Source organism: Streptomyces sp. NPDC055078 (genome assembly GCF_053607985.1).
In genome coordinates, this window is record NZ_JBSGUP010000731.1 from 1 (window position 1) to 3,953 (window position 3,953).

The following is a 3,953-nucleotide window of genomic DNA, read 5'->3' on the forward strand; positions in this document are numbered from 1 at the left end:
CCCGTTGACGCGCCGGCACCCGGCAGTGACCAGTCGTCCCGGGACGCCGCCCCCGGCGCCGGTACGGCGTCGGCGGGCGGGGCGTCCGCAGGGGCGGCGTCCACGGGCCCGGAAGCCTGGTGCGCGGAAGCCTGGTGCGCGGAGGCCATCGGCGCGGCGGAAGCCGGGGGCACGGCGTCCACGGGCACGGCAGCCGGAGGCGCGGAGGCGGTTCCGGCGGCGGAAGCCGGGGACGACGACGGGCGATTGTCCGGGATGCCGATTTTGTCCGCCGCGTCCTGTAGCCACTCCGGTGGAGTCAGCAGAAAGGACGTCTGGTTCAGATCGATGCGCCGCGGCGGCTCGGGCGCGGCCGTCGCCGCCGCCTGGGCGCCGTACTCCTCCTCGTACCGGCGGATCACCTCGCCCACCGGCAGACCGGGCCACAGCGTCGCCTCGCCGCTGTCCCGCGCGATGACGAGCCGCTGCTGTCCGCCGTCCGAGCGGGCGCCGCCCTCGCGGTCCTCGGCCCAGACGACGAAGCCCAGCTCGAACTCCCGTACCCGCACCTCACGGTGCTGATACGCGGGCACCTCGCCGTTGACCCACTCTTCGGCGCGCTCCTGCGCCTGTGCAAAGGTCACCACCGGACCGTCACCTCTCGTCCGAGACGGGCACGGCGCGGGCGAAGCCGCCGTCCACCATCAGGTTCGCCACGGTCTCCAGCTCAGGCGGGTTGCCCGCGAGCCGCTGGAGGAAGTCGTCGAAGTCGTTGCCGCACGGCAGCAGCAGGGTGTCCACGCGCTGCTGAACGCCCCAGCCGTCCCGGTCGCGGGCGTCGTCGTAGGCGCAGAACCAGACCGAGCCGACCGCCGAGCCCCTGACCTGGACGGCGAGGATGCCGCCCTGGACGAACGCGACACCCAGATAGTCCTTGGTCAGATGGTCCCGCAGACACTTGTTGACGTAGACGAGGTCGTTGACCGCCGCCTCGTCGCGCACGGTGAAGAACGGCTGGTCCACCAGCAGCCCCAGCGCGGCGTCGAGCGCCGCGCCGACGGGGGCGCAGCCGCCCGCCGCCTTGAGGAAGCTGCGGTACGCGCCGGGCAGCCGGTAACCCAGTTCCTCCTCCACGCCGAGCAACTGCTGCTCGGAGACGGGCAGCGTGCCCCTGGGCAGCCCGAAGTGCGCGGGCCGGGTCTCCTGGAGCGGGCGGGTGCCGCGCTTCGTCTGGTCGACGGCGGTCGTCGCGAGGCCGCCGTGGTGCCGCAGCAGCGCCTTCACCTCGACCGGGACCAGCTCCAGGCGGCGGGTGCCGCGCCGGTGGTGCCAGGTCCAGCCGTGTGGGGTGGCGACCGAGGGGATCGTCTCCCACAGCTCATGACCGTCGGCGTGCAGGGCGGCGTTCGCCGACACATAGTCGGTCAGCCGCAGTTCGTCGACGCCGAACCCGGCGGGGGGCTCGGCGATCTCCGCGGCGGCGCGGGCGTACGGCGAGAAGTCCGGGTAACCGTCGGCGTCGATCCGCACACCGCGCGGATGACGGGAGTTGCGTACGGGATCCGGAAAGTTCACGAGCTGACCGGCGTAGGCCGCGTTCGGTGGCGCGACGGGAGCCGGGCCGTTCGACGGCTGTCCGGCACTGTTCGGTACGTTGACGGGTCCCCCGGCTCCCGCGTGGGGGCCTGGGGGTGCCCCCAGCCCTTGCCGACCTGTCGTCATGGCGATCTGCCCCCTGCTGGCTGCTGGTTTCCGGGACAGCCTATGCGGTGGGGCAAGGAGTGGTACCGACGCTCCTCCGCCATCACGAGCGGTGACAACCGGGTGACCGTACGCCGAATGGGCGACACGTTTCAGCGACCCAGCTTCCCCACCATGCACCGCGTTTGGCAGGCTGTTCGCCGTCGGGGGAGTGCACGGGAGGGGACCAAAGCACCATGCACACAGCGCAACCAAGCACGCCGGACACCTCCGGCGACCCTCGGCTCAGCTGGAGCAGCACCGAGGAAACGGCCCGGCCGCCCGCGCTCAGCCACCGGCGCGACGGCATCCTGCCCGCCGTCGCGGCGGCACTCTCCGTACGCGGGGAAACCCTGACGTCAACGGCGGGAAAGGGCGATCAGCCGCCCGTGCTCCACCCTCTCGTACAGGACTTCCTCGACACGCTGACCAGCGGCCAGCGCGAGCGGTTCACCGGGCGCTGCCCAGAGGCGATTCTGCTCTCGCGCCAGCTCACCACGGCGGAGGGCAAACGGTCCAAACGCGCCCGGAAGAAGCCGTTGACGCACAGCGAGGCGAAGCGCGCGCTGAAGCAGGCGAAGCTGACGGCCCGCAGAATCCGCGAGGACGGTGATCCGCTGCACGGCAGCTACGCGCCACCCTGCCGTTCCTGTACGGCGCTGCTCGACCACTTCGGGGTACGCGCGGTGGGCCCGGCCGCGACAGATACCCCCGACTGACTGAAATGGCTGAAATCAAACCGATGCCCCAGAATCTCAGCACCACCAGGTTCCCGGTCGCCGTCGACGCCGCGCTGCGCGAGGCGGGCTGGCAGCCAGGCCGCTGGGACATCAAACTGGCCGAGCAGTGGGCCGACGCCCTGCGCGCCCATGAGTCGCCCGCGGGCCATCAGCACACGGTCTTCCCGGCGGCGGTCGAGGCATGGGCGGAGTTCGGCGGCCTGCGGATCGCCGCCCTCGGCCCCGGCCGCCAGACCGCACCGCCCGTGGTCCGGGTGGACCCGCTGGCCGGTCTCCATCTGGCGCGCACGCTGGCCGATCTGGGGCGGGCCCTGGAGACGGAGATCTCCCCGCTGGGGATGGAGGGCGAGGACCAGGCGGTCCTGGCGATCGACGCGGAGGGGCGGGTGTACAGCATCGACCACACCGGCGACTGGTACCTGGGGCCCGGCATCGACCACGCCCTCACCTCACTGCTCATGGGCCTCCAGCCCAAGCGGTTGACGCTCGGCTGACACCCGGTCCCGCGCTACCCCTGCGGGGGGCTCGGGGTCATCTTGGCCCGTTCCCCGGCACGCCCTCCCGAGGGGCGCGGGCCCTCCGGCGCACCGGTCCGTCCTCAATCGCCGGACAGGCTGAAATTGCCCGCCCTCGCATCCGGAAGGAGCAGGACCCCGGGGCCAGGGGCGCGGGCCCTCCGGCGCACCGGTTCCGTCCTCAATCGCCGGACAGGCTGAAATTGCCCGCCCCCGTAGCCGGAAGGAGCAGGACCCCGGGGCCAGGCGCGCGGGCCCTCCGGCGCACCGGTTCCGTCCTCAAACGCCGGACAGGCTGAAATTGCCCGCCCTCCTAGCCGGAAGGTGCAGAACTCCGGGGCCAGGGGCGCGCAATTACCTGCCCGTACTGGGCGAGGGCCTGAATTCCAGCCCCTCCGGCGCTTGAGGAGCAGGGGTTCGGGGGCAGCGCCCCCGACAAGGGACGCGCGCTGGGCAAGGGCCTCGGCCATGTGGCGCGCGCTGGGCAGGGCAGAGGCTCCGGCAGGACCCCGAGGCCATGCGGGCGGGCGGGCCCGTGCGGGGCACACGGGGCCGGGCGGGCAGGGGGCCCGGGACCGAGGCGGCGCGCAGGGGGCCCGGCAGGCGCCCCGGCTCAGGCCGTACGGTGCGGGAGGACCGCCGAGACGCGGAAGCCGCCGCTGTCGGTGGGCCCGGACACGAACACCCCGCCGAGCGCCAGCACCCGCTCCCGCATTCCCACCAGCCCGTTGCCCCCACTGGGCAGCCCCGCGTCCGCCGCGTCGGAGTGGTCCGGGGTGCCGTTCTCGACCTGCATGGCGATCTCGGCGTCACGGTGGGCGAGCCGGACCATGACCTTCGCGCCGGCCGCGTGCTTGTGGACGTTGGTGAGGGCCTCCTGGACCACCCGGTACGCGGTCTGCTCGACCTCGGGGGCGTACACGCGGCTCTCGCCCTGGACGGCCAGTTCCACCACCATCCCGGCCTGCCGGGACTGCCC

4 protein-coding genes and 1 pseudogene are annotated in these 3,953 nt (G+C 73.1%); 2 read left to right on the plus strand and 3 right to left on the minus strand.

Annotated elements, in window-relative coordinates:
- Nucleotides 1–626 (minus strand): annotated as a pseudogene (locus ACWF94_RS35625) (SUKH-4 family immunity protein); the annotation flags it as partial.
- Nucleotides 627–633: 7 nt separating this feature from the next.
- A complete protein-coding gene (locus ACWF94_RS35630; protein ID WP_453498414.1) occupies nt 634–1,701 on the minus strand; it encodes an SMI1/KNR4 family protein in 1,068 nt (355 codons plus the stop codon).
- A gap of 215 nt (nt 1,702–1,916) precedes the next feature.
- On the opposite strand from ACWF94_RS35630, the gene ACWF94_RS35635 reads away from it, so the two are divergent.
- Together ACWF94_RS35635 and ACWF94_RS35640 are read left to right on the plus strand one after the other, a co-directional pair.
- On the plus strand, nt 1,917–2,438 hold the full coding sequence (locus ACWF94_RS35635) for a YwqJ-related putative deaminase (protein WP_453498417.1): 522 nt from the start codon (nt 1,917–1,919) through the stop codon (nt 2,436–2,438).
- A 23-nt stretch (nt 2,439–2,461) separates the two neighbouring features.
- Nucleotides 2,462–2,953, plus strand: a complete 492-nt coding sequence (locus tag ACWF94_RS35640; RefSeq protein WP_453498420.1) for an SUKH-3 domain-containing protein — start codon at nt 2,462–2,464, stop codon at nt 2,951–2,953.
- A 634-nt stretch (nt 2,954–3,587) separates the two neighbouring features.
- Here ACWF94_RS35640 and ACWF94_RS35645 read toward each other — a convergent pair.
- Nucleotides 3,588–3,953: sensor histidine kinase (locus ACWF94_RS35645; protein WP_453498423.1), on the minus strand; the 366-nt coding region annotated here is incomplete at its 5' end.